Annotated in this window: 17 protein-coding genes, 4 tRNA genes, 1 rRNA gene and 1 other RNA gene; 3 read left to right on the top strand and 20 right to left on the bottom strand. The window is 53.8% G+C overall.

Translation table 11 applies throughout. From position 1 onward, the window contains the following. Positions 1-666 precede the first annotated feature (666 nt). The gene (locus tag ACK3CV_RS01735) at positions 667-1,446 is read left to right on the top strand and encodes a helix-turn-helix domain-containing protein (protein WP_033636724.1); all 780 of its coding nucleotides are present in this window, start codon (positions 667-669) and stop codon (positions 1,444-1,446) included. Here ACK3CV_RS01735 and ACK3CV_RS01730 read toward each other — a convergent pair. The 17 genes from ACK3CV_RS01730 to ACK3CV_RS01650 form a co-directional block, all read right to left on the bottom strand. Next, complete coding sequence (locus ACK3CV_RS01730) at positions 1,432-2,706, bottom strand: sensor histidine kinase (RefSeq protein ID WP_033636723.1); 1,275 nt, start codon at positions 2,704-2,706, stop codon at positions 1,432-1,434. The two genes, ACK3CV_RS01735 and ACK3CV_RS01730, sit on opposite strands and share 15 nt — an antisense overlap. Before the next feature lies 1 nt (position 2,707). Then, the gene (locus ACK3CV_RS01725; RefSeq protein WP_033655328.1) at positions 2,708-3,172 is read right to left on the bottom strand and encodes a putative pterin-binding protein; all 465 of its coding nucleotides are present in this window, start codon (positions 3,170-3,172) and stop codon (positions 2,708-2,710) included. Then, positions 3,172-3,618, bottom strand: coding sequence for a GNAT family N-acetyltransferase (locus ACK3CV_RS01720; protein WP_033638643.1), 447 nt, complete (start codon positions 3,616-3,618; stop codon positions 3,172-3,174). Before ACK3CV_RS01720 ends, ACK3CV_RS01725 begins: the two co-directional genes overlap by 1 nt. A gap of 167 nt (positions 3,619-3,785) precedes the next feature. Further along, complete coding sequence (rpoC, locus tag ACK3CV_RS01715) at positions 3,786-8,009, bottom strand: DNA-directed RNA polymerase subunit beta' (RefSeq protein WP_021505232.1); 4,224 nt, start codon at positions 8,007-8,009, stop codon at positions 3,786-3,788. Positions 8,010-8,127: 118 nt separating this feature from the next. Further along, positions 8,128-12,156, bottom strand: coding sequence for a DNA-directed RNA polymerase subunit beta (gene rpoB / locus ACK3CV_RS01710; protein WP_033636721.1), 4,029 nt, complete (start codon positions 12,154-12,156; stop codon positions 8,128-8,130). A gap of 332 nt (positions 12,157-12,488) precedes the next feature. Next, entirely contained in the window at positions 12,489-12,854 is a 366-nt protein-coding gene (gene rplL / locus ACK3CV_RS01705) for a 50S ribosomal protein L7/L12 (RefSeq protein ID WP_004929903.1), read from the bottom strand. Positions 12,855-12,917: 63 nt separating this feature from the next. Continuing rightward, a complete protein-coding gene (rplJ, locus tag ACK3CV_RS01700) occupies positions 12,918-13,415 on the bottom strand; it encodes a 50S ribosomal protein L10 (protein ID WP_004929905.1) in 498 nt (165 codons plus the stop codon). A gap of 338 nt (positions 13,416-13,753) precedes the next feature. Beyond that, positions 13,754-14,458 carry a 50S ribosomal protein L1 gene (rplA, locus tag ACK3CV_RS01695; protein ID WP_033636720.1) on the bottom strand — a complete coding sequence of 235 codons (705 nt, stop codon included), beginning with the start codon at positions 14,456-14,458 and terminating at the stop codon, positions 13,754-13,756. Positions 14,459-14,461: 3 nt separating this feature from the next. Continuing rightward, positions 14,462-14,890 carry a 50S ribosomal protein L11 gene (gene rplK / locus ACK3CV_RS01690; RefSeq protein WP_015376316.1) on the bottom strand — a complete coding sequence of 143 codons (429 nt, stop codon included), beginning with the start codon at positions 14,888-14,890 and terminating at the stop codon, positions 14,462-14,464. A 165-nt stretch (positions 14,891-15,055) separates the two neighbouring features. Next, on the bottom strand, positions 15,056-15,601 hold the full coding sequence (nusG, locus tag ACK3CV_RS01685; RefSeq protein ID WP_004929914.1) for a transcription termination/antitermination protein NusG: 546 nt from the start codon (positions 15,599-15,601) through the stop codon (positions 15,056-15,058). Between the two features lies 1 nt (position 15,602). Beyond that, positions 15,603-15,986 carry a preprotein translocase subunit SecE gene (gene secE, locus ACK3CV_RS01680; protein WP_004929916.1) on the bottom strand — a complete coding sequence of 128 codons (384 nt, stop codon included), beginning with the start codon at positions 15,984-15,986 and terminating at the stop codon, positions 15,603-15,605. Positions 15,987-16,246: 260 nt separating this feature from the next. Continuing rightward, positions 16,247-17,431, bottom strand: coding sequence for an elongation factor Tu (gene tuf / locus ACK3CV_RS01675; protein ID WP_015376315.1), 1,185 nt, complete (start codon positions 17,429-17,431; stop codon positions 16,247-16,249). A 109-nt stretch (positions 17,432-17,540) separates the two neighbouring features. Next, positions 17,541-17,616: transfer RNA gene (locus ACK3CV_RS01670), tRNA-Thr, on the bottom strand. 6 nt (positions 17,617-17,622) lie between these two features. Further along, a tRNA-Gly gene (locus tag ACK3CV_RS01665) sits at positions 17,623-17,697 on the bottom strand. Between the two features lie 36 nt (positions 17,698-17,733). Continuing rightward, a non-coding RNA gene (locus ACK3CV_RS01660) (RtT sRNA) lies at positions 17,734-17,849 on the bottom strand. Positions 17,850-17,895: 46 nt separating this feature from the next. Further along, positions 17,896-17,980 (bottom strand) — tRNA-Tyr (locus ACK3CV_RS01655). A 25-nt stretch (positions 17,981-18,005) separates the two neighbouring features. Next, positions 18,006-18,081, bottom strand: a tRNA-Thr gene (locus ACK3CV_RS01650). 396 nt (positions 18,082-18,477) lie between these two features. Here ACK3CV_RS01650 and ACK3CV_RS01645 point away from each other — a divergent pair. Both ACK3CV_RS01645 and coaA read left to right on the top strand, forming a co-directional pair. Further along, positions 18,478-19,026: a GNAT family N-acetyltransferase gene (locus ACK3CV_RS01645; RefSeq protein ID WP_033650029.1), complete on the top strand. Its 549-nt coding sequence runs from the start codon at positions 18,478-18,480 to the stop codon at positions 19,024-19,026. 219 nt (positions 19,027-19,245) lie between these two features. Beyond that, positions 19,246-20,196, top strand: coding sequence for a type I pantothenate kinase (coaA, locus tag ACK3CV_RS01640; RefSeq protein WP_033636718.1), 951 nt, complete (start codon positions 19,246-19,248; stop codon positions 20,194-20,196). 47 nt (positions 20,197-20,243) lie between these two features. On the opposite strand, the gene birA is transcribed toward coaA, so the two are convergent. The 3 genes from birA to rrf form a co-directional block, all read right to left on the bottom strand. Then, a complete protein-coding gene (birA, locus tag ACK3CV_RS01635; RefSeq protein WP_033636716.1) occupies positions 20,244-21,206 on the bottom strand; it encodes a bifunctional biotin--[acetyl-CoA-carboxylase] ligase/biotin operon repressor BirA in 963 nt (320 codons plus the stop codon). Beyond that, on the bottom strand, positions 21,203-22,240 hold the full coding sequence (murB, locus tag ACK3CV_RS01630; RefSeq protein WP_164040561.1) for a UDP-N-acetylmuramate dehydrogenase: 1,038 nt from the start codon (positions 22,238-22,240) through the stop codon (positions 21,203-21,205). The genes birA and murB overlap by 4 nt, the downstream gene beginning before the upstream one ends. Positions 22,241-22,617: 377 nt before the next feature. Further along, a 5S ribosomal RNA gene (rrf, locus tag ACK3CV_RS01625) occupies positions 22,618-22,733 on the bottom strand. Between the last annotated feature and the right edge of the window lies 1 nt (position 22,734).

The raw sequence follows: 22,734 nt of genomic DNA, 5'->3' as shown, positions 1-22,734 counted from the left end.
CGGTAACCTCCCCGGCTATAGTGACCTTGCCGACCGCCAAACCCGGCGTCGGCCGGGGCCGTCACCCTCTCGATGGCCCCGCCTTATCCCATCCCGGATCGCGCCGGAGCTTCTCTTGCGCGACGCCGGGCCCTCGTTCGCGGCAACGCGCATATGGCGTATCGCGGCCGGTAAGGGCGTACGGGTAGATTGCCTTGTCGGCTAATGGGCAGTCAGAAAGATGGCATAACGATGTGCGGCACTCACTCAGGAGTGGTACTCATAGAGCGCTGTGGCGGCAGAAAAGTGGGAACGAGGATAAGAAGGTACAGCGACGAAGAGAGATTCGAGTGGTCATCCCCGGTGCTGCCATTGGCCCTGGTGTTGGCCGCGGATCTTTTTGCCGCCTGCTCCCTGCTTACGGACAAGAGCAGGCGGTTTATTTTGTGAGACTGGCACCCCCCCAGGACGCGAATCACACAGTATGTGCGCTAATTAACCATACAAACGATTAAATGTGAATGTCTTTTGAGTGTTTTTTTATTTAGCATCGAGTGTACTTTGAGTTTGACAAGCAAAATCAAACTGATATCGCTGCAACCCCCAGTCATCATCTATAATCCAGCACGGGTCCTCGCGCAGGTTTTTCAGCGCTCGCGGTCAACATCAAAAAAAGCCAAGGTTGTCATGAAGAAAACGCCAAATTACATCGATGCAATCAGCGCGTTGCTCACTCTGAAAGGAGTTGGCGACAGAAAGCATGCCTCCACGATGGCCAACATACTGAACCTTCAGTACAACAGCGCCAAACAGAAGCTGGATGGCAAAAGAGGCATCACCCTCGATGAAGTCAAAAAGGTATTTCAGTACTTCAACGAGCCGTTTGCCGGCCAAAGGACGCATAACGCCGTCTTTATCATGAACAGCATTCATAAGCGCTGCAATATTGAGGTTGACGAGCGCCCGGTCACGCAAGCGGACAACGACGAAACCTACGCCTGCAAAAAAGACGATCTTTTCATCATCAACACCAATCGGGAACATGCCGCCGAGGCTCCGCTGTACAAAGTCAACAAGATAGACTTTCTGCCGGCCCCGCGTATCGCGATCCTGGATAATGATGGGGATATTCTCGAACTGTTGAAGAAGATAGCCAGCCGCTACGGCATCGAGACTGAGACCTTTCAGACGGCGGACGCCATGCTGGCCGCGCTGGAGCAGCAGTCCTTCGAGGCGTTTATTCTGGACTGGCTGTTGGATTTCGGCGAGACCTCCGAACGCGTCGTGAAGAAAATTAAAGACGCCCTCGATCCGCACGCCCGCATCATCATTCTGACCGGCCAGCTGAATCACTACGAGAAAAACATCGGCGATATGATCCTGCATTATGACGTACATCTGGTGGAAAAACCGACCAAGCCGCTGATTATCTCCTCGCTGCTGCTGTCGAACCTATTCTTTAATTAGTTTGACCGGGATGCGGATCAAAAACGATGAGCCCACTCCTTCGACGGATTTGGCTTTAATGGTACCTTTCATCGTCGTGACGTAATTTTTGATAATGGTCAGCCCCAGCCCCAACCCCTGCCGCGTTTCTCTTTCCACCCCCTGATTGAACGCCTTATACAACCGATCCAGATTTTTGACGTTAAACCCGATGCCGGTGTCTTTTACTCGCAAATACAGATTGCCGTGACATACCTTCACGTTAAGGGTTATCGCGCCGCGGTGGGTAAATTTGTCCGCATTGCTGAGCAGGTTGGCCAATATTCGGTAGAGCTTGTATTTATCAGAACCAATCAGGCCGGCATAAGACGAACGGTGAATCACGAGGCGATTGCCGCGCCCGGCGCCGATGCCGGTTACGGCATCGTCCACCACCTCATTCAGCCGGAAGGTGGAAATATTGATTTTGACTTCCCCCATCTCAAGCCGCGAATAATCCATCACCTCGCGCGTTTGTTCGGCGATCTTATTGCCGTGATAGGAGATCAGGCGGGCTTCTTTTTTCAACTCTTCCTGCGCCAGCTCGTGCTCCATGATATCCGCGGCAATGACGATGGCCTGAGTCGAGCCGGCGATCTCGTGGTAGATGGAAGAGATAAAGATGTTCTTGTTCTTGATGATCTCTTTTAACGAGAAGGCATTTCTCAGCACTAGGAACATCATCAGAAACACCAAAATCAGCGAAAAGAGGGCGAACATCTCGGCTTTACTCGAATTCTCCTGGATGATGCCTTTCACTTCGGTAAAGTTTTTAATCTGTATCCGATAAATAATTTCCTGAATATCGACCAGCGTGCCCTCTATATCATCCATATAAGAGAGAATGTCCGCCTTGTTTTTCTGCCCCACCAGCAAGCCGGCGGAGAGATCGTCCAACGTGCGGTACTGCTGCTTCAGCAGCGCAACATTCTTGATGAACTCGTCGTCGTAATAAAAAGAGTCGCTGAAGGTCGAACGGCTCTCCAGGATCTGAATCTTCGAGTAGAAGATTTTCTTTTTGATCTGGAAGGCGTCGTAGTCGTTGTTTTCACTGAGCAGCAGCGCGGTTTTGGTTCTTTCAAACGCCAGAAAGAGGATCTCGGCCACCGAGTAGTTGTCCAGATTGGGCTCGATCTGCTTATAGCGTTCTTTTACGCCGCCGAAGTTAATGGCAATCAACAAAATCAATAAGGAGAAGATGGCAACCAACGCGATAAGAGTACCGATCAGTTTTTTGCTCATCTTATTTCAGCTCCAACCGTTTAACTTGCCAGACGGTTTTCGCGTTCACATCCAGGTTATTCAGCTCGGCGTAGCTATCGCGCGGATAAATAATGGCGAACGGCCCCAGTTCCCCCACGTCGATCGGCTTGCCGCCGCGCTGATAGGCGACGATCACGCGGTATTTAGTCATCTCGTCAATCGGCATCGAATAGGAGTAATCATCCCAGGCGAAAGCGCGTACCGACTGGCCTTTCAGATGATAGGCTTTCACCAGCTCCGCAAGCTCAACGCCGGTGAACGTATCTTCCGGGGTGAAATTGGTCGAGGTTTTAATCGTGTGCGACGGCATCGCCTCCAGCATCTGCCGGGTTATCTTGATCTTCTCGCCGTCGAGCGGCTTCAGGTAAAAATAGTCAACGGCCGCATACAGCGGCGCGCTGAACAGCGAAAGCAGCAGTAACGTCATCAATCCGTTGATTTTCATCAGTCACCCTCTTTGCGTTTCACCAGTTCGACCTGGCCGAATTCATCCTGCCCGACCACGGCCCAGCCGTGATGTTGATAAAAGCCTTCGGCTTTGGAGCCGGGATCGGTGGTTAAGTGGATCGCTTCGGCGCCGTGCTCAAACATCCAGTGAGTGACCCGGGCCAGCAAGGCGGAGCCGATCCCCTTCGACTGGTATTCCGGCTTCACGAACAGACCGCCGATCAGCGGTTCAGGGATGAATAGCCCGAAGCCAACGCCGGCATAGTCGTCGCCATGCTTGCAGATCCAGCCGCCGCCCTGGTTGATGTCCTCCAGCGCCTGTTTGCGCTGCAGATACTGGATCTGATGCGAATGCAGCAGGTTTTCCTCAACGGAAAAGCGGATCTCATACAGGTAAGGCAGGTGTTGCGCCGTCAATTTTTCGAAGGTAATGAGGCTGTCCATGTTCGCACTGTCCTTGGTTGTCAGGTAAAAAGCGCCGGTCAATTTCTGCTGTAACCATAGTAGCAAAGTTTGCTCTACCCCGGCATGAGGCGAAAAAAAACCGCCCCCGAGGGAGCGGTTTATCTGGCAATGGGCCCGGCATGCCGGGCCCGCGGCGCGGATGACGATTACTCGTCGTCGCTGCCGCCCAGGCCTGCGTTGAGCAGCTCGGCCAGGTTAGCCGTCGCTTCTTCCGCGCTGACTTGCGGAACAACCGGCGCTTCGCCCTGAGCACGGCGACGCATGCGATCCTGATGATAAGCGTAACCGGTACCGGCTGGAATCAGACGGCCCACGATGACGTTCTCTTTCAGGCCACGCAGTTCATCACGCTTGCCGGCTACGGCAGCTTCGGTCAGAACGCGCGTCGTTTCCTGGAACGATGCAGCGGAGATGAAGGACTCGGTCGCCAAGGAAGCCTTGGTGATACCCAGCAGATCGCGCGAGAAGGTTGCCGGGATCTTACCTTCAGCTTCCAGCTGACGGTTGGCAATCTTGACGCGAGACACTTCAGCCTGCTCGCCTTCCAGGAACTCGGAGCCACCAGCGCTAACGATGGTGCCTTTACGCAGCATCTGACGAACGATAACTTCGATGTGCTTATCGTTAATCTTAACGCCTTGCAGACGGTAAACTTCCTGCACTTCGTTGGTGATGTAGCGGGTAACCGCATGCACACCACGCAGACGCAGAATGTCGTGCGGAGACTCTGGGCCGTCGGAAACGACGTCACCACGTTCCACCACTTCGCCTTCGAACACGTTGAGCTGACGCCATTTCGGAATCATCTCTTCGTAAGCGTCGCTGCCGTCCAGCGGAGAGATCACCAGGCGACGTTTGCCTTTGGTCTCTTTACCGAACGAGATAATCCCGCTGATTTCAGCCAGGATTGCCGGCTCTTTCGGACGACGTGCTTCGAACAGGTCGGCAACGCGCGGCAGACCACCGGTAATATCCTTGGTACCGCCGGATTCCTGAGGAATACGCGCCAGGGTATCACCCGCACCGATCTGAATGCCGTCTTCCAGCTGAACGATCGCTTTGCCCGGCAGGAAGTATTGAGCAGGCATATCGGTGCCTGGGATCAATACGTCTTCGCCCTGAGCGTCAACGATTTTCAGTGCCGGACGCAGGTCTTTACCGCTACCGGTACGCTCTGCGCTGTCCAGAACTACCAGAGAAGACAAACCGGTCAGTTCGTCGGTCTGGCGAGTAATGGTCTGGCCGTCAACCATGTCCGCGAAGCGAATGAAGCCGCTGACTTCACTGATGACCGGCATGGTGTGCGGATCCCAGTTAGCAACGGTTTCGCCGCCGTTAACTTCTTCACCGTCGCCTTTGCCCATCACGGCACCGTAAGGCACCTTGTAGCTTTCTTTGGTACGGCCGAATTCGTCGATCAGTTTCAGTTCGGTGTTACGCGAGGTGATCACCAGCTTGCCCGCAGCGTTCATAACGAACTTCGCGTTGCTCAGCTTGATGCTACCCTTGTTTTTCACCTGGATGCTGGATTCAGCAGCCGCACGAGATGCCGCACCACCGATGTGGAACGTACGCATCGTCAGCTGTGTACCCGGCTCACCGATGGACTGTGCCGCGATAACGCCGATGGCTTCACCTTTGTTGATGATGTGGCCACGTGCCAGGTCGCGACCGTAGCAGTTTGCGCACACACCAAAGTCGGTTTCACAGCTCACCACGGAACGGACTTTAACGCTGTCGACAGAGTTCTCTTCCAACAGGTCACACGCCTTCTCGTTCAGCAGGGTGTTGCGTGGCACCAGAATGTCCGCCGTACCCGGCTTGAGGACGTCTTCTGCCGTCACACGGCCCAGAACGCGTTCACGCAGCGGCTCTTTCACGTCGCCACCTTCGATAACCGGAGTCATCAGGATGCCGTCGTGGGTGCCACAGTCGTCTTCGGTCACAACCAGATCCTGCGCCACGTCAACCAGACGACGGGTCAGATAACCGGAGTTCGCGGTTTTCAGTGCGGTATCCGCCAGACCTTTACGAGCACCGTGGGTGGAGATGAAGTACTGGAGTACGTTCAGACCTTCACGGAAGTTCGCGGTGATTGGCGTTTCGATGATGGAGCCGTCCGGCTTCGCCATCAGACCACGCATACCGGCCAGCTGACGAATCTGAGCGGCGGAACCACGCGCACCGGAGTCGGCCATCATAAAGATGCTGTTGAAGGAAACTTGCTGTTCCACTTCGCCGTCACGGTTAACCACGTCTTCTACCGACAGGTTTTCCATCATCGCTTTCGCAACGCGTTCGTTCGCTGCAGCCCAGATATCGATCACTTTGTTGTAGCGTTCGCCGGCGGTAACCAGACCAGACTGGAACTGCTCCTGGATCTCGGCAACTTCGGTTTCCGCTTCTTCGATGATCTCCGCTTTCTTGGCCGGGATAACCATGTCGTCGATACCTACGGAAGCGCCGGAACGGGCTGCGTAAGCAAAACCGGTGTACATGATCTGGTCAGCAAAGATAACGGTCGGCTTCAGGCCCAGGATGCGGTAACAGGTGTTCAGCATCTTGGAGATCGCTTTCTTGCCCAAAGGCTGGTTAACGATCGCGTACGGCAGACCTTTCGGTACGATCATCCACAGGATGGCGCGGCCGATGGTGGTGTCGATGATGCTGGTCTGAGAAGTCCATTCGCCTTCGGCGTTTTTGACGTCTTCGGTGATACGCACTTTAACGCGCGCATGCAGAGACGCCAGGCCGGCGCGGTAAACGCGCTCAGCTTCTTTGGAACCATTCAGCACCATGCCTTCGCCCTTGGCGTTAACACAGTCGCGGGTCATGTAGTACAGACCCAGTACAACGTCCTGAGAAGGAACGATGATTGGCTCGCCGTTCGCTGGGGACAGGATGTTGTTGGTGGACATCATCAGCGCACGCGCTTCCAGCTGGGCTTCCAGCGTCAGCGGTACGTGAACAGCCATCTGGTCACCATCGAAGTCGGCGTTATAGGCCGCACAAACCAGCGGGTGCAGCTGGATCGCTTTACCTTCGATCAGAACCGGTTCAAACGCCTGGATACCCAAACGGTGCAGGGTTGGTGCACGGTTCAGCAGTACCGGGTGTTCGCGGATCACTTCGTCCAGGATATCCCAAACGACGGCTTCTTCACGCTCAACCATTTTCTTGGCGGCTTTGATGGTGGTGGCCAGGCCACGCAGCTCCAACTTGCCGTAGATGAACGGTTTGAACAGCTCCAGCGCCATCTTTTTAGGCAGACCGCACTGATGCAGACGCAGGTATGGACCTACGGTGATTACGGAACGGCCGGAGTAGTCAACGCGTTTACCGAGCAGGTTCTGACGGAAACGACCCTGCTTACCTTTGATCATGTCGGCCAAAGATTTCAGAGGACGCTTGTTGGAACCGGTGATGGCACGACCGCGACGGCCGTTATCCAGCAGGGCGTCTACCGCTTCTTGCAGCATACGCTTTTCGTTGCGCACGATGATGTCCGGCGCAGCCAGATCCAGCAGGCGTTTCAGACGGTTGTTACGGTTGATCACACGGCGATACAGATCGTTCAGATCCGAGGTCGCGAAACGACCGCCATCCAGCGGAACCAGAGGACGCAGATCCGGCGGCAGTACCGGCAGCACGGTCAGGATCATCCACTCCGGTTTGTTACCGGACTGCACGAACGCTTCCAGCAGCTTGATACGCTTGGTCAGCTTCTTGCGCTTGGTTTCGGAGTTGGTTTCGTTCAGCTCTTCACGCAGCTGCTCGCACTCGGCTTCCAGATCCATGTTTTTCAACAGGGCCTGAATAGCTTCCGCACCCATCTTGGCGTCGAATTCGTCACCGAACTCTTCCAACGCGTCCAGATACTGCTCTTCGGTCAGGATCTGACGACGTTCGAGGTTGGTCATACCGCCTTCGACCACCACATAGGATTCGAAGTACAGTACGCGTTCGATGTCACGCAGCGGCATATCCAGCAGCAAACCGATGCGGGATGGCAGCGATTTCAGGAACCAGATGTGCGCGGTCGGCGAAGCCAGCTCGATGTGGCCCATGCGCTCACGACGCACTTTGGTCTGGGTCACTTCAACGCCGCACTTCTCACAGATCACGCCGCGGTGTTTCAAGCGCTTGTACTTACCGCACAGGCACTCGTAATCTTTTACCGGCCCGAAGATACGGGCGCAGAAAAGGCCGTCACGCTCTGGTTTGAACGTACGGTAGTTAATGGTTTCCGGCTTCTTAACTTCACCGAACGACCACGAACGGATCATGTCTGGCGAGGCCAGAGCAATCTTGATCGCATCAAACTCTTCGGTCTTAGTTTGCGCTTTCAGAAACTTCAATAAGTCTTTCACGGATTGGCTCCTGTCGGAGTTAAACCTGTTGGGTACCCACAACCGCAGTAGGTACCCGTGTGACCTGAACAACCACCCTCAGGCTCCCTTAGGCGGGGAGCCTGAGCCGGAATGACGATTACTCGTCTTCCAGTTCGATGTTGATGCCGAGCGAGCGGATTTCTTTCAACAGTACGTTGAAGGATTCCGGCATGCCTGGCTCCATCCGGTGGTCGCCATCCACGATGTTTTTGTACATCTTGGTACGGCCGTTAACGTCATCCGACTTAACGGTGAGCATTTCCTGCAGGGTATAAGCCGCGCCGTATGCTTCCAGTGCCCACACTTCCATCTCACCGAAGCGTTGACCACCGAACTGCGCTTTACCACCCAGAGGTTGCTGAGTCACCAAGCTGTAAGAACCGGTTGAACGGGCGTGCATTTTATCGTCAACCAAGTGGTTCAGTTTCAGCATGTACATATAGCCGACAGTAACCTGGCGCTCGAATTGCTCACCGGTACGGCCATCGAACAGCGTGATCTGACCGGAGGTCGGGATACCGCCCATTTCCAGCAGTTGCTTGATTTCAGTCTCTTTCGCACCGTCAAACACCGGCGTTGCGATCGGCATACCTTTTTTCAGGTTCTCTGCCAGACGCAGCACTTCGTCGTCGCTGAAGGTGTTCAGGTCAACTTTCTGGCAAACGTCGTCGCCCAGATCGTAGGCCTTCTGGATGAACTCACGCAGCTTGGCCACTTCCTGCTGCTGCTTCAGCATCTGGTTGATCTTCTCACCGATGCCTTTCGCAGCCATACCCAGGTGGGTTTCCAGGATCTGACCGATGTTCATACGTGATGGTACGCCCAGCGGGTTCAGTACGATGTCTACCGGCGTGCCGTTTTCATCGTAAGGCATATCTTCGATCGGGTTGATCTTGGAGATAACACCCTTGTTACCGTGGCGGCCCGCCATCTTGTCACCCGGTTGGATCTGACGTTTAACGGCCAGATAAACCTTGACGATTTTCAGCACGCCCGGCGCCAGATCGTCGCCCTGAGTGATCTTACGACGCTTGGCTTCCAGCTTCTTCTCGAAGTCGGATTTCAGTTCGTCGTACTGCTCAGCCAGCTGCTCCAGCTGGTTTTGCTTCTCTTCGTCGGTCAGGCCCAGTTCCAGCCAGCGATCGCGCGGCAGCTTGCTCAGCTTGTCGGCTTCGATGCCACCGGCAACCAGCACCGCGTGGATACGCGCAAACAGGCCGGCTTCCAGGATCTGCAGTTCTTCAGTCAGGTCTTTCTTCGCCTGCTTCAGCTGCATCTCTTCGATTTCCAACGCGCGCTTGTCTTTTTCCACGCCATCGCGGGTGAAGACCTGCACGTCGATAACCGTACCGGAAACGCCGTTCGGTACACGCAGAGAAGAGTCTTTAACGTCAGACGCTTTCTCACCGAAGATCGCACGCAGCAGTTTCTCTTCCGGCGTCAGCTGGGTTTCGCCTTTAGGCGTTACCTTACCGACCAGAATGTCACCGCCGGTCACTTCAGCACCGATATACACGATACCGGATTCATCCAGCTTGGAGAGCGCAGCTTCACCCACGTTAGGGATGTCGGCAGTGATCTCTTCAGGCCCCAGCTTGGTGTCGCGAGACACGCACGCCAGTTCCTGGATGTGGATGGTGGTGAAGCGATCTTCCTGCACCACGCGCTCGGAGACCAAGATGGAGTCTTCGAAGTTGTAGCCGTTCCAAGGCATGAACGCTACGCGCATGTTCTGGCCCAGCGCCAGTTCGCCCAGGTCTGTCGATGGGCCATCCGCCAGCACGTCGCCGCGCTCGATTGGCTCACCCAGATTCACACACGGCATCTGGTTGATGCAGGTGTTCTGGTTAGAACGGGTGTACTTGGTCAGGTTGTAAATATCGATACCTGCTTCGCCCGGGTACATCTCGTCTTCGTTAACTTTGATAACGATACGGGAAGCATCCACGTACTGGATCACACCGCCGCGTTTGGCAACGGCGGTTACGCCGGAGTCAACCGCTACGGCGCGTTCCATACCGGTACCGACCAGCGGCTTGTCAGCGCGCAGGGTTGGTACGGCCTGACGTTGCATGTTCGCACCCATCAATGCACGGTTGGCGTCATCGTGTTCCAGGAATGGAATCAGTGAAGCACCAACGGAAACAACCTGCTGGGTGGATACGTCCATGTAGTCAACCTGGTCGCGGCTGAACAGGCTTGATTCGCCTTTGCTGCGGCAGGTGACCAGGTCTTCTACGAAGCGGCCTTCTTCATCCAGGTTGGAGTTCGCCTGGGCGATAACGAAGTTGCCTTCTTCAATAGCAGACAGGTAGTTGATTTCATCGGTCACCACGCCGTCACGCACGCGGCGGTACGGGGTTTCCAGGAAGCCATACTCGTTAGTCTGTGCGTACACGGACAGGGAGTTGATCAGACCGATGTTTGGACCTTCCGGCGTTTCGATTGGGCACACGCGGCCGTAGTGGGTCGGGTGTACGTCTCGAACTTCAAAGCCGGCGCGCTCACGGGTCAGACCGCCCGGGCCCAGTGCGGAGATACGGCGCTTGTGCGTGATCTCGGACAGCGGGTTGTTCTGGTCCATGAACTGGGACAGTTGGCTGGAGCCGAAGAACTCTTTCACCGCCGCCGAAATCGGCTTGGCGTTGATCATGTCCTGAGGCATCAGGGTATCCAGATCGCCCAGAGACAGACGCTCTTTCACCGCACGCTCAACACGCACCAGACCTACGCGGAACTGGTTCTCGGCCATCTCGCCGACGGAGCGGATACGACGGTTGCCCAAGTGGTCGATATCGTCCACTTCGCCCTTGCCGTTACGGATATCGATGAGCTTCTTCATCACTTCGATGATGTCGTCTTTGCTCAGGATGCCCGAACCTTCGATCTCGTCGCGCAGCAGAGAACGGTTGAACTTCATACGGCCAACCGCGGACAGATCGTAGCGGTCTTCGGAGAAGAACAGGTTCTCGAACAGGCTTTCGGCAGCTTCGCGCGTTGGCGGCTCACCAGGGCGCATCATGCGGTAGATTTCTACCAACGAGCTCAGACGATCGGTGGTCGGATCGACGCGCAGCGTTTCAGAGATATACGCGCCGTGATCCAGATCGTTGGTGAACAGCGTTTCGATGCGCTTGTGGCCGGACTGGCTCAGCTTGGCCAGCAGATCCAGCGACAGCTCCATGTTGGCTGCGCAGATCAGTTCGCCGGTATTGGTATCGATATAGTCTTTCGCGACCACTTTGCCCGCGATGTACTCTACCGGTACTTCAATGCTCTGAATGTCGTCTTTTTCCAGCTGACGGATATGACGAGCGGTGATGCGACGGCCTTTCTCTACGTAGATCTTGCCGTTGGCTTCGATGTCGAACGAAGCGGTCTCACCACGCAGGCGCTCTGGCACCAGCTCCATCTGCAGCTTGTTGTCACGGATTTCGAAGACGATCTTGTCAAAGAACAGGTCGAGGATCTGTTCAGTGGTGTAGTTCAGCGCGCGCAGAATGATGGTCGCAGGCAGTTTGCGGCGACGGTCAATACGCACGAACAGGTTGTCCTTCGGATCGAACTCGAAGTCCAACCATGAACCGCGGTAAGGGATGATGCGTGCGTTGTACAGCACTTTACCCGAGGAGTGGGTTTTACCCTTATCGCTGTCGAAGAATACGCCAGGACTACGGTGCAACTGAGATACGATAACCCTCTCAGTACCGTTGATCACAAAGGTGCCGTTTTCGGTCATGAGCGGAATTTCGCCCATGTAGACTTCTTGTTCCTTGATGTCTTTGACCGTACCTTCAGGCGCTTCGCGCTCATAGATAACCAGGCGCAGTTTTACGCGCAGCGGTGCAGAGAACGTCACACCACGGATCTGGCACTCTTTGACGTCGAAGACCGGCTCACCAAGACGGTAGCTAACGTATTGCAGCTCCGAATTGCCACTGTAGCTCTGGATAGGGAAAACAGAACGGAATGCGGCTTCAAGGCCGTACTGCCCTTCTGGATCTTGCTCGATAAACTTCTGGAACGAGTCAAGCTGGATAGAAAGGAGATATGGTATGTCCAGCACTTGTGGACGTTTACCAAAATCCTTACGAATACGTTTTTTCTCGGTATAGGAGTAAACCATAGGGTTCCTCAGCTCGCTGATCAGTGACCCAATCTGTCCGTCCGATTAGGGACAGTTCATGCAACACCGTTTTGTCGACCGGAAAGCGGGAACACTTTCCGCAATGTCTCTTGCTATCACGCTTAAACCATTTCATCGCGTCTTCCCCCAGAACTCCTGGTAGTGCAAAGACCGCGGTATATTAAGTCGTCAATAGAAACAAACATTGGGAGGCGAAACCAGCAGCCAAACAGTGTGAAACGCTACTGGCGCCCTACAGCGCAAAAAGGCTGGTGACTAAAAAGTCACCAGCCATCAGCCTAAAAGACTAGGCTGCAACCGGAAAGGTTGGCTTATTTAACTTCAACTTCAGCGCCAGCTTCTTCCAGAGATTTTTTCAGAGCTTCTGCGTCATCTTTGCTCACGCCTTCTTTCAGAGCGGCTGGAGCAGATTCAACCAGGTCTTTAGCTTCTTTCAGACCCAGGCCGGTAGCGCCACGTACTGCTTTGATAACAGCAACTTTGTTAGCGCCAGCAGCTTTCAGGATAACGTCGAATTCAGTTTTCTCTTCAGCAGCTTCAGCCGGGCCAGCAGCTACAGCTACAGCAGCAGCAGCAGAAACGCCGAATTTTTCTTCCATAGCGGAAACCAGTTCAACAACGTCCATTACGGACATAGCGGCAACTGCTTCCAGGATTTGGTCTTTAGTGATAGACATAACAATTGTTCCTAAAATTCAGAAATAGTTTAAATACGTTAGCAAAGGCTAAGAAAGAATGGCTTACGCCGCTTCTTTCTGATCGCGTACTGCAGCCAGAGTGCGAACCAGTTTGCCGGCAGCGGCTTCTTTCATGGTTGCCATCAGGCGTGCGATCGCTTCTTCGTAAGTTGGCAGCGTCGCCAGGCGGTCGATTTGCGCCGCTGGGATCAGCTCACCTTCAAAGGCCGCAGCTTTAACCTCGAATTTTGCATTCGCTTTCGCGAACTCTTTGAACAGACGAGCAGCAGCGCCCGGGTGTTCGTGAGAGAATGCAATCAAGGTTGGACCGACAAACGTGTCTTTCAGGCATTCGAATGGAGTGCCTTCAACTACGCGACGCATCAGGGTGTTGCGAACAACACGCATGTAAACGCCAGCTTCACGACCTGCTTTACGCAGTTCAGTCATTTTATCTACGGTAACGCCGCGGGAATCCGCAACAACCGCAGACAGCGCGCCTTTGGCTACTTCGCTGACTTCAGCAACAATCGCTTGTTTGTCTTGAAGATTTAATGCCATTAGCTTTTTGCTCCTGGATTAGCCGGGGAAAATCCCCCGGAACTCACTTCACTCGGCGCTTTGTAAAACGCCACGCCGAGCGGCTTAACACGGTGAGCAGAATCCAGCAAAGACATTCTTTTATAAAAAAGAAAAATTTTCTTAGGCTCTGTCACCGTCTACGCAGGAAGGATTAAGTATCTTGCGATACACCTGCGGTCTTGGACGGAGGCCTGGATAGGCCAGGCTCCAACCGAAAAATCTTTGTTTTGCCTACGGCATAGCCAATAGCAAAACCTTGGGGCATAAGATTCTAGACAAATCTTGGCCCCAAGTCAAAGCGATAATCGCAAATGCGATTAGTTCGCTGCAGCAGACAGACCGCTCTGATCGATAGCAACGCCAGCACCCATGGTGGTGGAGAGGCTAACTTTCTTGATGTACATGCCTTTCGCCTGAGAAGGTTTTGCTTTTTTCAGCGCAACCAGCAGGGCTTCCAGGTTTTCTTTCAGTTTGTCTGCGTCGAAATCAACCTTACCGATAGTGGTATGGATGATGCCGTTTTTGTCGTTACGGTAGCGAACCTGACCTGCTTTAGCGTTTTTCACTGCTTCAGCAACGTTCGGAGTAACGGTACCCACTTTCGGGTTTGGCATCAGGCCGCGTGGACCCAGGATCTGGCCCAGTTGACCTACAACGCGCATTGCATCCGGGGAAGCAATAACAACGTCGAAGTTCATTTCGCCTTTCTTGATCTGGTCAGCCAGATCGTCCATACCTACCAGCTCTGCGCCAGCAGCTTTTGCTGCTTCAGCGTTAGCGCCTTGGGCAAATACGGCAACGCGAACGGAACGACCGGTGCCGTGTGGCAGAACGGTAGCGCCACGAACGTTTTGGTCAGATTTACGAGCGTCGATGCCGAGGTTAACGGCAACGTCAACGCTTTCTACGAATTTAGCGGTGGCCAGCTCTTTCAGCAGAGCAACAGCTTCAGCGATGTCATACTGTTTAGTAGCATCAACTTTGTCACGGATCACGCGCATGCGCTTGGTCAGCTTAGCCATCTCTTAATCCTCCACTACCAGGCCCATGGAACGAGCGGTACCTTCGATGGAGCGAGTCATCGCTTCAACGTCAGAACCAGTCATGTCCGCAGCTTTGGTTTCTGCGATTTCACGTACCTGAGCACGAGTCACTTTACCTACTTTGTCTTTGTTCGGCTTACCGGAACCAGACTTGATACCAGCCGCTTTTTTCAGCAGAACTGCTGCTGGCGGGGTTTTGGTAACGAAAGTGAAGGAGCGATCAGAATAAACGGTGATAACAACCGGAATCGGCAGACCTTTTTCAACGCTGTCAGTCTTAGCGTTGAATGCCTTACAGAATTCCATGATGTTAACGCCCTGCTGACCCAGAGCTGGACCCACTGGTGGGCTCGGGTTCGCCATACCAGCTGCAACTTGCAGCTTGACGTAGGCTTGTACTTTCTTAGCCATTTAAATTTCCTCGGTTTGGGTAGTATCGCCTCGCAAGAGGCTCCCCGTGTTTCACCCCGCCCAACATGCATCAGGCAAGGCATCTAAAAACAAAAGGCGCGAAATTGTAGTTCAATTTCGCGCCTTTGACAAGCGGCAACGGGCCACTCGCTGCTGATTATTCGATCAGCCTTTCTCAACCTGGCTGAAGTCCAGTTCCACCGGCGTTGCACGGCCAAAGATGGAAACGGAAACTTTCAGGCGGCTCTTCTCGTAATCGACTTCCTCGACCACGCCGTTGAAATCGGCAAACGGGCCGTCGTTGACGCGCACCAGCTCGCCCGGTTCGAACAGCGTTTTCGGACGCGGCTTGTCACCAACCTGCTGCAGGCGGTTCATGATCGCATCAACTTCTTTATCGCTGATCGGCGCAGGACGGTCAGACGTACCGCCGATGAACCCCATGACGCGCGGTACGCTGCGCACCAGGTGCCAGCTGGCGTCATTCATCACCATCTGCACCAGCACGTAGCCAGGGAAGAATTTACGCTCGCTCTTGCGACGTTGGCCGCCACGGATTTCAACCACTTCTTCCGTAGGCACCATCACTTCGCCGAACAACTCTTCCATATCGTGCAGTTTGATGTGTTCACGCAGCGATTGTGCTACGCGACCTTCAAAACCGGAAAACGCCTGAACGACGTACCAACGTTTTTTTGGAGCTTCAGACATTTTAGAACCTCAGGCCAGTAATAAACGACACCAGACGGACCAGAATACCATCCAGCCCCCACAGAATCAGTGACATCACGGCGGTTACCGCGGCAACGATCAACGTGGTGTGTAGCGTTTCCTGACGAGTTGGCCAAATCACTTTACGTACTTCGGTACGCGCTTCGCGGGCAAACGCAACGGTGGCTTTGCCTTTGGTGGTCATCAGAGCCACTGCACCTGCAACGGCGATGATCAGCACAACTGCCAGCGCGCGCAATGGCAGGCTTAAATCACGGTAGTAATAGTTACCGACAATAGCCACAACCAACAGAACGGCGACGATCAGCCACTTTGCCGCTTCCAGGCCGCGTCCGCTCCCTTGAGCCTCGGTATTCGCACTCATAAACCAACCTGTCACAATGATGATTCAGAACAAACAACTTTGCCTCGCATTGCGAGGCAAACCAAACCGATCGGATACCGCTTCAGCGCTATCCCGGTGTTTTACGCCATGACGTATTTCAGTCAATACGGTTTAAGAGCCCATCTCACCAATGATTATGACTGCAAAATCGCTGATGAGATAGGTTCTAGTTCACAGCGTAGAAAAAGGGCATCAAATGATGCCCTTTTACCGCGTGTCGCGTCAAACTTTATCAGCGATTAAGCGATAACTTTAGCAACAACACCTGCGCCAACGGTACGGCCGCCTTCACGGATTGCGAAACGCAGACCGTCGTCCATCGCGATTGGGTGAATCAGGGTTACAACCATGTTCACGTTGTCGCCTGGCATTACCATCTCTACGCCTTCTGGCAGTTCGATGGTACCGGTCACGTCAGTTGTACGGAAGTAGAACTGTGGACGGTAGCCTTTGAAGAATGGAGTGTGACGACCACCTTCATCTTTGCTCAGGATGTACACTTCAGATTCGAACTGGGTGTGTGGCTTGATAGAGCCTGGCTTCGCCAGTACCTGACCACGTTCGATTTCTTCACGCTTGATACCACGCAGCAGAACACCTACGTTCTCACCAGCACGGCCTTCGTCCAGCAGTTTGCGGAACATTTCAACGCCAGTACAGGTAGACTTAACGGTGTCTTTGATACCAACGATTTCAACTTCTTCGCCAACTTTGATGATACCGCGCTCAACACGACCGGTAACAACGGTACCACGACCGGAGATGGAGAATACGTCTTCGATTGGCAGCAGGAACGGCTTGTCGATAGCACGCTCTGGCTCTGGGATGTAGCTGTCCAGCGCTTCAGCCAGTTCGATGATTTTCGCTTCCCACTCAGCTTCGCCTTCCAGCGCTTTCAGCGCGGAACCGCGGATTACTGGCAGGTCGTCGCCTGGGAAGTCGTAAGCGGACAGCAGTTCGCGAACTTCCATTTCTACCAGTTCCAGCAGCTCTTCATCATCAACCATGTCGCATTTGTTCATGAATACGATGATGAAAGGAACGCCAACCTGACGACCCAGCAGGATGTGCTCACGGGTCTGAGGCATTGGGCCATCAGTCGCAGCAACTACCAGGATCGCGCCGTCCATCTGCGCAGCACCGGTGATCATGTTTTTCACGTAGTCGGCGTGCCCTGGGCAGTCAACGTGCGCGTAGTGACGAGTCGGGGTGTCATACTCAACGTGAGAGGTGTTGATGGTGATACCACGAGCTTTTTCTTCTGGCGCGTTATCGATCTGGTCGAAAGCACGTGCAGAACCGCCGTAGGTTTTAGCCAGAACGGTAGTGATCGCTGCAGTCAGGGTAGTTTTACCGTGGTCAACGTGGCCGATAGTACCGACGTTAACGTGCGGTTTTGTACGTTCAAACTTTTCTTTAGACATCGATTGTCCCTCTAAGACACGGATAAATCGGTGGTATCACCACATCAACCAAGCATTTGCTCGTTGAATCCAGAACAGAAAGAAAATCAGGGGGCGAGAAATTAAGAAGTGGTGCTGATAGGCAGATTCGAACTGCCGACCTCACCCTTACCAAGGGTGCGCTCTACCAACTGAGCTATATCAGCACATCTTGGAGCGGGCAGTGGGAATCGAACCCACATCATCAGCTTGGAAGGCTGAGGTAATAGCCATTATACGATGCCCGCATCCTGGAACTCGGCTACCTGATTTTTCTGTAGAATTTTGGGATGGAGCAGGATTGTTCATCACTCGGCTCGCATCCTTCGGGCCGGCTGCGCCTTGCGCTGCACAGCTCGAACCTTGCCGAAGGCTTTCGCCCTCTCCTCCCGCTATCAACCGTTGCGGCATTTATCGCATTTCAGTTAATCGCCGAAGGCAAGATTTGGTGGTGGGGGAAGGATTCGAACCTTCGAAGTCTGTGACGGCAGATTTACAGTCTGCTCCCTTTGGCCGCTCGGGAACCCCACCAGATTTTAACTACTTGTGACTTGAATGGTGCCGGCTACCGGAATCGAACTGGTGACCTACTGATTACAAGTCAGTTGCTCTACCTACTGAGCTAAGCCGGCATCAAGTGCAGCGCATTCTAGGTAGAGCGGGCGACCTATGCAACAAAAAAATTGCTTTACGCGCACTTTCGCTCACAAATCAGTCAATTTTGCATACTGTCATGCAATTCGCAGCCTGCGGCGTGCAAACATTCATCACTCGCGGCAATCATTCTCTACAATTTTATCCACTTTTTGCAAGCCTTGAGCGCCGCTTTCTCCGTGTCGGGCTTCTCAAAACACTTAACCCGCAACGGTAAACTGTGAGCGGGATCGATGCACCAAAAAGGGGATACCTGCCCCGGACCGAGGCGTGAGCTACACTGATCCCTCACCCTTTTGCCGTCTTCATGCCTTTCGCCGCTGTGGCTCAGTTATTGCTTCTCTTCATTACCCCCATATCTGGAGGAATGACTCATGAAAATAGTGCCTATCAACGCCGCTACGCTGCCGATTTACCGGGATGAATTGGCCCGCCTGTTGACCGATGCCGTCACGCACGGCGCTTCTGTCGGTTACGACACCTTAATCCCTCACGAAGACGCCGAGAGCTACTTCCACAGTCTGCGACCGGCCCTGGCTAAAGGTGAACTGCTGCTGTGGATTGCCCGCGACGAGCGCGGCGTCGTTGGCACCGTGCAACTCGAACTCTGTCAGAAGCCGAACGGCCGTAATCGTGCGGAGGTGGTGAAGCTGTTGGTGCATAGCCGCGCTCGTCGCAACGGCGTAGGTCAGGCGTTAATGAAGACGCTGGAGCACGTAGCGCTGCAGCAGCAACGCGGGCTATTGTACCTGGATACGCAGGCCGGTTCGGCAGCAGAAGCGCTTTATCGCAGCCTGGGTTATCGCTGTTTGGGCGAGCTGCCGGATTATGCGGCGGGGCCCGATGGGCATTACCATCCGACCGTTATTTATTACAAACGCCTGTTCACCGTGAACCAACCTTCGCGCGCCATCGCCAGTTAACCTTCAGGCGGTATCCGGCCCCGATGATGCCGCCTTGCAACCCCGCTTTATCAACTGCGCGCCGCTTCGCACAATTGACATAAACTGCTGCCTATCGACAACTTTTGCGAAAAAAGTCTACGCCAAAAACGAAGCTGTCTATAATATGCAGCTTGTTTATTCTCTGGAGTTGGCGTCCGGCGCCTTTCCCAACCTGCGTTAACAGGCAGAATTTGGCTTATGATAAAAAGAGATCAATCTTTAGCAACGCCTTACCTACAGTTCGATCGTACCCAATGGGCGGCGTTGCGAGATTCGGTGCCGCTGACGTTGTCGGAAGAAGAGATCGTTAAACTGAAAGGGATTAACGAAGATCTCTCGTTGGAAGAAGTTGCGCAGATTTATCTGCCGCTGTCACGGCTGTTGAACTTCTATATCAGTTCCAACCTGCGCCGACAGGCGGTGCTGGAGCAATTCCTCGGCACCGACGGGCAAAAGATTCCCTATGTCATCGGCATCGCCGGCAGCGTAGCCGTTGGTAAGAGCACGACCGCTCGTCTGTTGCAAGCGTTGCTGAGCCGCTGGCCTGAACATCGCAGCGTGGAGCTGATCACGACCGACGGCTTCTTGCATCCTAATAAGGTGCTGAACGAGCGCGGTCTGATGAAGAAAAAAGGCTTCCCGCAGTCTTACGATATGCATAGCCTGGTGAAATTCGTGTCGGAAGTGAAGTCCGGCGCCAAACGCGTCACCGCTCCGGTTTATTCTCATTTGATCTATGACGTTGTGCCCGAAGGTAATAAAGTCATCGAGCAACCGGATATTTTGATCCTGGAAGGGCTTAACGTATTGCAAAGCGGCATGGATTATCCTCACGATCCGCATCGCGTATTCGTTTCCGATTTTGTCGACTTCTCTATATATGTCGATGCCCCGGAGACGCTATTGCAAAGCTGGTATATCAATCGCTTCCTGAAATTCCGTCAGGGCGCATTTTCCAATCCCGATTCTTATTTCCATCACTATTCAAAATTGCCGGAACCGGAAGCGATTAATATCGCCACGCAATTATGGAATGAAATTAACGGATTGAATTTGCAGCAGAATATATTGCCTACACGCGAACGCGCCAGCCTGATCATGACCAAAAGCGCTAACCACGCAGTTGAAAGCGTGCGTTTAAGAAAGTAAGCCTACCGATCGATTCAGGGGACGTTGCCGTCCCCTGCTTTCTCTAACTATTCTGCGCTGCGCAGCGATATCTCTCCACCGATGAAGGGCTTGATCTCCCCGTCTTGTTCCAGCAGCAGCGCGCCCTGCGAATCGATTCCTCGGGCGATACCCACAATCTGCCGCTCGCCGATAAGCAGCTTGACCGGCCTGTCGATAAAGTTATCCAGGGTACGCCAGCGACCGATAAAGGGCGCCAGTCCGTCTATCTCAAACTGTTTCAGCGACTGACGCAGTTCATTAAGCAGGGTTGCAGCCAGCTCATTGCGATCGATCTGAATTCCCGCTTCCTGTAGGTTAATCCATCCTTGAGTAATGGCGCTGGCATTGGTATCACGCATCGCCAGGTTGATGCCGGCACCGATGACCAGTTGAGCCGCATCGCCGGTTTTCCCCGTCAGTTCGACCAGGATCCCCGCCAATTTACGATCGTTCAGGTAGAGATCGTTAGGCCACTTCACGCGCACATCGGCCGCACCGAGACGCTGCAGAACTTCCGCCATCACCATCCCGATCACCAGGCTAAGCCCCATGGCCGCAGCCGGCCCCTGCTCCAGTCGCCAGAACATCGACAGGTATAAATTAGCGCCGAATGGCGAGATCCACTGCCGCCCGCGGCGCCCTCGCCCTGCCTGCTGGTATTCAGCGACACAGGCGTCACCAGAGTGCAATTCGGCAATGCGGTCCAGCAAGTATTGGTTGGTGGAATCGACCACCGGTAACACGCTTACACGCTTGTCTTCCAGCAGGCTGAGGATGCGCTCGGCTTCCAACAGCTGGATGGCGCCAGGCAGGCTGTAGCCTTTGCCGGGCACGGTAAAGACATCCAGCCCCCATTCGCGAATGGTCTGAATATGCTTATTGATCGCCGCACGGCTCATGCCCAGTGACTCACCCAGGTGTTCCCCGGAATGAAATTCACCGTCGGCCAGCAGCGCGATCAGTTTTAACGGAACCTTGGTATCTTTCATGACAGCACCGCCACGGCATTCAGCTCACCGGTCGCGCCAATAAAACGCACCTCAGGCTCCAGCCAGACGCCAAATTTATCGGCCACTGTCTTGCGTACGTGGCGCGCCAGCGCCACCACATCTTGGCTGTGGGCGTTGTCGATGTTCACCAGCACCAACGCCTGCTGACGGTGTACCGCAGCGCCGCCGATACGATATCCTTTCAGTTCGCATTGATCGATAAGCCATCCGGCGGCCAGCTTCACCTGGCCATCCTGCTGTGGATAGTGCGGCATGCCGGGATATTTGGCGATGAGTTCTGCGGCTTTCTCTGCGTTCAACAGCGGATTCTTGAAGAAGCTGCCGGCATTACCGGTTTCACGCGGATCGGGCAGCTTGCTGCGGCGCATGGCGCATACGGATTCAAATACCTGAAGCGGCGTCACCGTGGCGGGATCCAGCTTGGCCAGATCGCCGTAGCTCAATTTGGGTTGCCATTGTTTGTTGAGACGCAGGCCCAGCCCGACAATGACATGCCCGGTTTGGAAACGGTGTTTGAAAATGCTTTCCCGGTAACCGAAACCACACTCGGCAGCCGGAATGCGATCGATAGCACCGGTAGAGAAGTCCAGCAGATCGACATACTCACAGACGTCTTTCAATTCGACGCCGTAGGCGCCGATGTTCTGGATAGGGGCGGAGCCGGCCAATCCAGGAATCAACGCCAGGTTTTCCAGGCCGCAGATCCCGGCCTGCAGCGTATATTGCACCAGGTCATGCCAGTTTTCACCGGAGCTGACGTGGAGATACCAGGCATCGTTATCTTCCCGAACATCGATACCTTTCAACTGATTGACCATTACCGTGCCAGAAAAATCCTCCAGGAACAGCACGTTGCTACCTTCACCGAGAATCAGCAGCGGCTCCTGACGCTTGCGCGTTTGTTGCCACACTTTGAGCATCAGCTCAATTCTATCGGCCATGATCAGGTGCGCTGCGTTGACCGGGAGCGCAAACGTATTGTGGTTTTTTAAAGACGCGCTTTCAGTAGACATAACGTTCAGTACCCATAAAGAAATAATCTTTCGCCTAGTCTACTCGATTCGAGGCGTCTGGCTAATATTTGTTTTAATTAACGTGAAATTTATCGCCTAATACACTGGAGAATTAAGAATTATCCTTGATATAACCGGATAATTCTCATCAACATCTTCATAAATAGATATTTTTATTATTTAAATAATAATCTGGAGCTATCAATTATATATTTAGCTAGCTTTTTCTCTGACAAAAAACATTATGCTTCCTTATGAAAATAAGCAGCATATGCCAATAGAGGTATTTCTATAAGCAATAAATACAGCCAGGGAATTTATTTTCCCCATAGCAAAAAGCCCTGAACGTCAGTTCAGGGCTTTCAGCTTTATTTGATGCCTGGCAGTGTCCTACTCTCGCATGGGGAGACCCCACACTACCATCGGCGCTACGGCGTTTCACTTCTGAGTTCGGCATGGGGTCAGGTGGGACCACCGCGCTATTGCCGCCAGGC

This window comes from Serratia sp. TSO36 (assembly GCF_057808395.1).
This window is presented reverse-complemented; position numbering and strand designations above follow the sequence as displayed.

Coding starts and splice junctions, on each gene's coding strand:
- tuf (WP_015376315.1), bottom strand. CDS start 17,431: ATGTCTAAAGAAAAGTTTGAACGTACAAAACCGCACGTTAACGTCGGT.
- rplK (WP_015376316.1), bottom strand. CDS start 14,890: ATGGCTAAGAAAGTACAAGCCTACGTCAAGCTGCAAGTTGCAGCTGGT.
- murB (WP_164040561.1), bottom strand. CDS start 22,240: ATGTCTACTGAAAGCGCGTCTTTAAAAAACCACAATACGTTTGCGCTC.
- ACK3CV_RS01725 (WP_033655328.1), bottom strand. CDS start 3,172: ATGAAAATCAACGGATTGATGACGTTACTGCTGCTTTCGCTGTTCAGC.
- ACK3CV_RS01735 (WP_033636724.1), top strand. CDS start 667: ATGAAGAAAACGCCAAATTACATCGATGCAATCAGCGCGTTGCTCACT.
- rplA (WP_033636720.1), bottom strand. CDS start 14,458: ATGGCTAAGCTGACCAAGCGCATGCGCGTGATCCGTGACAAAGTTGAT.
- ACK3CV_RS01720 (WP_033638643.1), bottom strand. CDS start 3,618: ATGGACAGCCTCATTACCTTCGAAAAATTGACGGCGCAACACCTGCCT.
- secE (WP_004929916.1), bottom strand. CDS start 15,986: ATGAGTGCGAATACCGAGGCTCAAGGGAGCGGACGCGGCCTGGAAGCG.
- rplJ (WP_004929905.1), bottom strand. CDS start 13,415: ATGGCATTAAATCTTCAAGACAAACAAGCGATTGTTGCTGAAGTCAGC.
- rplL (WP_004929903.1), bottom strand. CDS start 12,854: ATGTCTATCACTAAAGACCAAATCCTGGAAGCAGTTGCCGCTATGTCC.
- ACK3CV_RS01730 (WP_033636723.1), bottom strand. CDS start 2,706: ATGAGCAAAAAACTGATCGGTACTCTTATCGCGTTGGTTGCCATCTTC.
- rpoB (WP_033636721.1), bottom strand. CDS start 12,156: ATGGTTTACTCCTATACCGAGAAAAAACGTATTCGTAAGGATTTTGGT.
- coaA (WP_033636718.1), top strand. CDS start 19,246: ATGATAAAAAGAGATCAATCTTTAGCAACGCCTTACCTACAGTTCGAT.
- birA (WP_033636716.1), bottom strand. CDS start 21,206: ATGAAAGATACCAAGGTTCCGTTAAAACTGATCGCGCTGCTGGCCGAC.
- nusG (WP_004929914.1), bottom strand. CDS start 15,601: ATGTCTGAAGCTCCAAAAAAACGTTGGTACGTCGTTCAGGCGTTTTCC.
- ACK3CV_RS01645 (WP_033650029.1), top strand. CDS start 18,478: ATGAAAATAGTGCCTATCAACGCCGCTACGCTGCCGATTTACCGGGAT.